The following is a 7302-nucleotide window of genomic DNA, read 5'->3' on the forward strand; positions in this document are numbered from 1 at the left end:
GTCCGAGCGCCTGGCGCCAGCGGGCCATGCCCTCGGCCTGCAGATCGCGGGACAGGCGCAGCAGGAAGTCATGGCCCATCTGTGCCTGGATTTGTGCCAGACCCTGCTGACGTAGCGGCTCCAGCAAACGCTCCAGACAGGTGTCCAGCTGCACCGCGGTGAAGCGTGCTGGAAGCCGACAACCCACCGGCTGGGTCGTGCGGGTGGGCTGCGGCCACTCACTGTCGCAGACCTGCCACAGGTGCAATGGTAATTGCCAGCCCAGCGTCCGGGCCAGGTCCCGCAGGCGGCGCATACCCGCGCCCATCAGGGCCACATCGGCGCTCTGGGTTTTGTTCAACGCCCAGACCACCCCGTCCAGTCCACGCCAGCGGCTCAGCCTGCGGCACTGCTCGAGCACCGACTCATCCAGCGTGATCTGCACGCTGCCGCCCCACAGCAGCAGCGTGTCCTGCCCTTCCAGCCAACGTTGCTTGGCCAGGCCTGGGGCAATGGCTTCGATCTGCGCCGGTTCACCGACGACCAATAGCAGACGAATCTTGCGCCGCCAGAAGAGACCGTAGCGATCGTGGAGGTGCTCGAGCAGCTCCGAGAGCCGGAAAACCGGTCGCTGAGGCAATACTAAACGTGCGTCCGCCTCGGGATAGACCTTATCCGCCTGCCCCTGCTCGCGGTGGCTTTGGCGTTTGAGATGCATCAACAGACGTGGCGCCAGATACCCCACCACAGCGACGATAATGGCCAGTAAAAAGGCAAACAGCTTGTGGTGGTTTTCCACCAACCCCAGCCATTCGCCATGCCCCCAAATCGCCCATGCCAGTGCCGCCACCAGCGCGATGACCCACACAGCCGCGCCGATATAGCGCCATGCATTACTCCCGGTCTTCATACGCACTCTCCTGTGCTGACGGTGCTGATCCAATGCCGCGACGCGTCCTGGGTCAGCACCACCAGAGGCCGCCGCTGATGTCGAGCCATTTCCACCCCAAGTGCTGCCAGCAGCCAGCTACTGAACGGCCCTGGTAGTCCACACAGGAACTCCTGAATCCACAGCTGCTCCACCTTCAGCGAAGCACCGTGGATACCACCAGCCGCAATGATCTTGCCGGTCAGCGGCTGCCAGTCAGCACCGTCGGCCAACAGCCCCGTGGCCTGGCGAGCGCGTGTTTGGGTTTGCAGGAACAGCGGCAGCTCGCTCTTCAGCTGGTTGATGTCCAACGGCATCGGGCGCAACAGGCCCCCCTTTACCGACAGTTCCCACGCGAGCGCCAGACTGTCCGGACACAGCAGCAATGCCGCTAGCCCATCGGAGTACGCCGCCTCGCCGTGCACCTGCAGCACCAGAATCAATTCAAAGGCTGTGCTGGCCGTCTTCAGCTTTTCGTCGATCCACTGATACGACAATTCGGCGACCAGGGTGACCGATGCTGGCGGCGCTCGACGTGTCGTATTGGCCCAGTTCTGCTGGAAGGCATCGCACAAAGCTTCGTATTTCCCGGACTCGACATCGCTCAATAGGGTGATTCGCAATTCCTGCTCCGCAGGCAAGACCTGCAGGGCCGGCCCCAGTGCCGGGAACAACAACTGCAGCCCGGCCTGCGCGCGTTCCTCCTTCTGCGCTGGCAAAGCCGCAATGCGCCGTGCCAGCCCGGTACGGGGTGGCAGGCTGCGTGGGCCTTGAGTCAGCAGGCTGGCGCAAACCTGATCCGGCAGCAGCACGCAACTGCCATGCACCGCCAGATAGCGCTGTGCCCAGTCCTGCCAGGACTGCTGCGCACCTTGGGCCTCCTCCTCGAGGAACTGGTGATGGCTCAGAGCCCCACCGTAGACATAGGCGCGGGCAGCGAACGCCAGTACCCAGATCAACAACGGCGAACCGGACAATGCCCAGACATTCAGCACCTGCAGGTGCGGCACACGCTCGGAGGCATACAGCAAGAACAGCAGCACGCAGGCCAACACCGCCCCCGCTGCCGCCACTACCCAACGGCCCAGCACAAGGGACGCTGGAGCTTCCACCACATCCGGTGGTTGACGATCCCAGCCCATGGCTCAACCCACCACGCAATCGGGAGCGCTGGAAATCACCTGGCAACCGCATTCACTGCGGCAACCATCGACCACCAACGCCCGGCCATTCTCGGACCAGTCCGCGCAGCCCTCGACAATCGGGTTAACCCCATGTCCCCGCTTCGGGCAACGGACCTCATCGCCCACCAACGCCACTGGCTTGCCATGCACGATCGTCGTGGACGAGGCCGATATCACTTCTCCATCGTGGGTGGTCTTATCACCCAACAAAACAAATCCCTGGGACATACGAGGTAATTCCAATAGTTAAAGGGTGGGCCAATGACTGGCAGTAAGTGTCTTCTAGAAAAAATCAGCGACGAGGCGCGAGAACAAAGTGACGTAGCGAGATAGCACAGTGCATTACTTGCTCTCCGCAGCCAGGCGAATGGCCTGTAAGCTGAAGCACAGGGCGAATAGAACGACGGGAATCCTGTGGGTCACGGGCTTGTCTCTTGGCTGTGTTGACGGACTCAACCGTAGGTTTTCTCGTAATAGGCCTGCGGGTCGGCCACGGCATCGAAGCGCTGTAACGCCTCGGCGCCGCCCTCAGTCTCCTGCGTTACGTGCAAGGTCTGGTTGATCAGCTTCTGCAGCTCGAGGAACACGCGATTGCGGGCGAATTCATCTGGGGGAATGCTTCCGTAATGGTCCTTCATCTGCTGTTCGAACTTGCGCCGCAGCACCTGCCGTTCCAGCAACGGATCGCGCGCAGGGTCGATCGACTCCAGCAGTTGATTGTGGATATAGGGTTGGTACTCCGACATGAAGTGATCGCCAACTCCCAGCATCCTGCCAACCTCGGGGTTGCCGAAGCGCGGAAAGAATCTGGCCCGGCTCTCCGCGTTCAGCGAAGTGTTCAGGCGTTCCTGAGCCTGCTCGGCCTGGCGGTCGTCGGCCTCACTTAGGCTAGGCACCAGGTACAGCCTGGCCTTTTCCTGCAACTGGCGGGTGATAATGCTGCGGTAGGGCACGCCTTGTGGGTTGCGGTAGGCGGGGTACTGTGTGCCTGGTTGCTCAGTGTGTTGTTCGGCCCGGAAGAGCAGGGCGATTTCGCCGTGATGGCTGAATGGGTCATCGTATTTGAACAGCGTGCTGAGCGCTGCCTGGCGTACCGACCAGCTAAAGCCCACCAGCGAGCCCATCGGGCCGTAAAGGTCGTACAGGTAGTTGTCCAATGCCGCCTCGGGTGGCACACGGGGGATGACGTCGGTGTCGTTGACATGACGGAAGTGCCACAACTCGTTCAGGGACTGCACAGCCTTGAGGGTGAAGGTGCGCGGCATGCCATAGGTGTACAGCAATGGGTAGTACTTTTGCAGAGCTGCCGCATGAATCAGCGCCAATGCACCGCCTAGGCGGTGGCCACAGATGAACAGTTCTTTAAACTGAGCTTCTTTAGGGATCGTCTTACCCAGATCCTCGGTATAAATCCTACTGGCCACCTCGAACGCATCGCGAAAGCCCAGATGCACACTGCCTTCCGGGGTCAGGTCGGCGCAGGGCACCTTGGGCTCGCAATTGGCCTTTACATCAGGCTTGGTTGGGCGAAAAACCAGGTCCGTCGCCAAGTCGGAGAAAGGGAAAGTCATCTCGGTGCCCCGCCAGGCGACCAGTACTTGGGATGCACTGATGGCGTAAAACAGTTGGGTATTGCCTTCCGGCGGCTCAGCCATGCGGGTGTCTAGCATTACTGCTTGGGTGTAACGTTGACTGAACGGCACATCGATTACCAGGCAAGGCCACGCCTGTCCGGTGTCCCATACCCTTGGCGTACGAGACAGATCCAGGCATTGCTGCAGAAAAAACTCCTCAGCCGAACCAAGCTCCGTTTCGGACAGCGAGCTGTACGCCAGAATACTCATCAACCCCAGGTTGTAGGCGTTGGCCAGGCTGTACTCGGCTTGGTGGTGCAAGACCATCGACCAGGCGCGAAACGGGCAGACTTCCAGCACATGACGGCGATTCAACTGCTCGCCGCTGACGGTGAAACCGCCGAAGTCCAGGTCCGGGAAGTGGAAAGCCGGGAGCTGACTCGGGTCCGCCAAGGGCGGGTCGAAGTTCGGCTGTTGATCACACAATTGGCCGATGCGCAGGTAGTAGTAGGCATGACCTGCCGCGAGGGCCTGCTGCTCTATGGGCGAGAAGCCCGAGCGCTGCGGACCATGCAGTTGGGTGTGGTCAGCCACGCCAGGCCGGGGCGGTTCGGGCCGTTCGGCACGCAGGCGACGGGTTTGCAGTTGCTCGGCCAGAGGGTCGGCTTCCATCAGCAAGGTGATGGGCAGCGAGTGCAGGCCGTCAATGCGGACTACACCTTGGGCATCGCTCCGGCCTGCACATTCAGGAGTGCAGGCCACGCGGGTGGCGTCGTTCACCGCTCGGTAAGGCAGGTTCGCCAGAACATCGCCCTGCTCGTCCAGCAACTGAAACTCGATCCAGTGCTGTTTCTGTTTACCGCAAGTCACATCCTTGCGTGGGTTGAGTGTGTCCGTACGGTGAAGAGTGTCGTTCATGTCCATCCTTTAATACTGATATTCCGACCGATTGAAGTGTCGCAAATGATTATTTATCGATATACGATTCAATTAGTGCTACTACACTGACACAACCCAACCAACTACTTGAAAACCACAAACACGACGCAAACCACACACCACCCTAAAAACCCACCAGTCGTAAGCCCGGAAGACCACTTCATGCGCGTTTTTATTGATGCTGGCAAACGAGCAAGTTCTTCAGGATCAAGCATCCCACTTTGAATATATCTACTCGACCAAGCAATGATTCCCGACAAATTGGACGCTAAAGAAAGTCGCGTGGCGAACGACCATTTGCCCGGCGGCATCCTTCCATAGTATGTGACGGCGTAACTGTTTTTAAAAATATTCAGTACCACATCCAAATCACGATAACCAATATAACAACTTACACCCACACCAATAAGGCCGACCAACAGCGATGCAAGTACCAAAAACAGATTAATCAACACGAAGCTCATTAGACCTCCAATATATCCCCTTACAAACCACTGCATCACCGTCGAAACTTCCCTTCTCCGCCCAACTAAAATCCCAAACACTTTTTCGCCACGCTATCTGACCTGCCATTTAGTAAACTCTTCAATTTCATCGTCCATTGACTCCATAAATCCCGATGCGATCCACCCACCCGCAAATCCACCAGCGAGCATAAGTGCAATCGTGCACACAGGTGCTCCCGGCCCACACACTGTTGACACAGCGGCGCTAGCGGCAATAGTCCCCACAACGCCGCCTCCTATCGTGACTCCCTGCTTGATTGCCGCTTTTGCTTTGTTCTCAGCACTGACGATGTCGTATGCGGCATAAGCGATAGTGACGACTATCAGCACCTTGCCAGTTATCTTTAATGTTTTATTGAGCACATTGTATTTAGCATGCGGTCTCGCCGAGGACTCAATAATTTCATAATGAATAGCGTTTTTTTGCTGAGCGCTCAGCTCGCCAAATTTTTTACCAAACTTTCCAAGCGCCTTATCATCTATCAATTTCTCCAGACTGGGGGAAACCATTTTCTTTTTTTCCGCAACAGCCAGCCCATGCACGGACGTCTTCGCTCTGACCTCAGCCATAATCTTGTTTCGCATTTCGTAGCAGAATTCCGCTGCTTCTTTTACCGAAACCTTGCCAGACTTCACTTGCGCCAGGACTTCAGCCTTGATCCTCTTGACGTTGTGATTGTAGTTATCACGCTGTTTTGCATCGCTTATAAAATCCGAAGAAAATTTAAGCGCCGCCCCCTCAAAGCTTTCAAGGGTTTTCTCTAAAACGTCATCATCAACGGGATGAATCTTTTCAGCCAAGTAGTACCGATAAAAAGAATCCATAATATTTACTCCGCAAGTTCCCTTAGCAATTTTTCAGCACCACTGAGCACACTCTCCTGCCGATCCAGGTTCTCCACCTCGAATTTGACGCAAGACTTCCCTGCAAAAGAATAAAAATTCGCCTTGTTCTCACTATCGAATTCGCCGTGTAGAACTGCTCCATCATCCATGGTGGCAGTGCACTTTATGCCTTGGTAGTTCAGTTCAGGCGGAGCAGAAAAACTGATCCACTTTTCGGACTCTGGGAACTCGATCTTCAAGTCTCCCGGCATCAGGGTATGGACGCTCATGGTCTGGCCATCCTTGTCGGTCACCCCGTTGAACACCTCACCCTGTTGGGTGGTGATCCGGTAGCGGGTGAACGGCATCGGCGCCTGGGCCTCATCCCTTAGGGTGTAGCCGGCGGAGTAACCCGCCGGTAGCACTGTTACCGGAGTATTCAAGCTGGCACTGCCGAGTTGTTGCACGTGGGCGACCTTGAGGTAGAGGTTGCCGGGCGCGCCCAGTTCGATCTCGCCATCTTTCAGGCGGATGTACGCGCCACCGCAGTTCAGCAGCAGTTCCTCCGGGGCGCTGATCTCCACGCGCCCTTCCACACTTTCGATCTTGACGTCGGTCTTCGCCAAGGCATGGAGGATGCCGCTTTGCGCATGCAGCTCGACCTTGCCTTGAGCGGCCTTGAGTTGCATGCCGGAGCTTTGCGCGAACAGGCTGACGCCGCCCTCGGCGGTGGCGGTAATGTCGCGCCCGGCGCTGATGTCGGTGTTGTGCGCGGCCATGATGGCCACGCTTTCGCTGCCAGAGGACAGGCATACGGCTTCAGGGCTGACCACGCCGATGCCTGCCGGGGCATGCAGCAGTACCCCAGGTTGCGCCAGGCCCTTGAGTGCCTGAACCAGCCGTTGCTGGCTGTCGGTATCGCCGGGCGTCGCTTGCGCGCTACGGGCCGCCTGGGCCAGGGAGCGGGCCAGCGACAGCGCGCTTTCCAGTTGCTCAATGGCAGCGCTCATGTCGAGTTGCTCACCCTGAGCTTTGGGCTGCACGTCGGCACTGAGGAACAGGCCTTTTCCGCCCCTTATAGCCCCCCACTCATCAGTCCGCAGCTCAAACCCTTCACCACGTTTCTGCTTCTGGGCATCCACCACATGCCCCAGATTCAACTGACTCTTGCCGCCGTACTCGGTGCTGAGCTTGACGTGCTCCTGGCCGCGGTTGTCCTCCAGGCGCAGTTTGTTGTTGGCCGGGGTGCGCAGCACGTTGCGGGTGTAGTCACGTTTGCCCAGGGTCACGTGATCCGGGTGCTGGCTGTCGTGCAGGGCGTGGGCGATGTAGGGGCGGTCCGGGTCGCCTTGTTCGAAGGCCACCGC

The 7302-nt window shown here is 58.3% G+C and carries 6 protein-coding genes and 1 pseudogene; all 7 read right to left on the reverse strand.

Going from position 1 to position 7302, the window contains the following annotated elements; all coding sequences use genetic code 11:
- A pseudogene (locus tag F8N21_RS29405) lies at positions 1-889 on the reverse strand (type VI secretion protein VasK); the annotation flags it as partial.
- The gene (locus F8N21_RS29410; RefSeq protein ID WP_224788315.1) at positions 886-2049 is read right to left on the reverse strand and encodes a hypothetical protein; all 1164 of its coding nucleotides are present in this window, start codon (positions 2047-2049) and stop codon (positions 886-888) included. The gene F8N21_RS29410 and the pseudogene F8N21_RS29405, both read right to left, overlap by 4 nt.
- Positions 2050-2052: 3 nt before the next feature.
- On the reverse strand, positions 2053-2298 hold the full coding sequence (locus tag F8N21_RS29415) for a PAAR domain-containing protein (RefSeq protein ID WP_224788316.1): 246 nt from the start codon (positions 2296-2298) through the stop codon (positions 2053-2055).
- 245 nt (positions 2299-2543) lie between these two features.
- Positions 2544-4583, reverse strand: coding sequence for a lipase family protein (locus F8N21_RS29420; protein WP_150645467.1), 2040 nt, complete (start codon positions 4581-4583; stop codon positions 2544-2546).
- A 104-nt stretch (positions 4584-4687) separates the two neighbouring features.
- The gene (locus tag F8N21_RS29425; protein ID WP_150645468.1) at positions 4688-5068 is read right to left on the reverse strand and encodes a hypothetical protein; all 381 of its coding nucleotides are present in this window, start codon (positions 5066-5068) and stop codon (positions 4688-4690) included.
- Between the two features lie 93 nt (positions 5069-5161).
- Positions 5162-5935 carry a hypothetical protein gene (locus F8N21_RS29430; RefSeq protein WP_150645469.1) on the reverse strand — a complete coding sequence of 258 codons (774 nt, stop codon included), beginning with the start codon at positions 5933-5935 and terminating at the stop codon, positions 5162-5164.
- 5 nt (positions 5936-5940) lie between these two features.
- On the reverse strand, positions 5941-7302 hold a 1362-nt coding region (locus F8N21_RS29435; RefSeq protein ID WP_150645470.1), incomplete at its 5' end, for a DUF2345 domain-containing protein.

Source organism: Pseudomonas fluorescens, from assembly GCF_902497895.1.
GTDB lineage: Bacteria > Pseudomonadota > Gammaproteobacteria > Pseudomonadales > Pseudomonadaceae > Aquipseudomonas > Aquipseudomonas fluorescens_BP.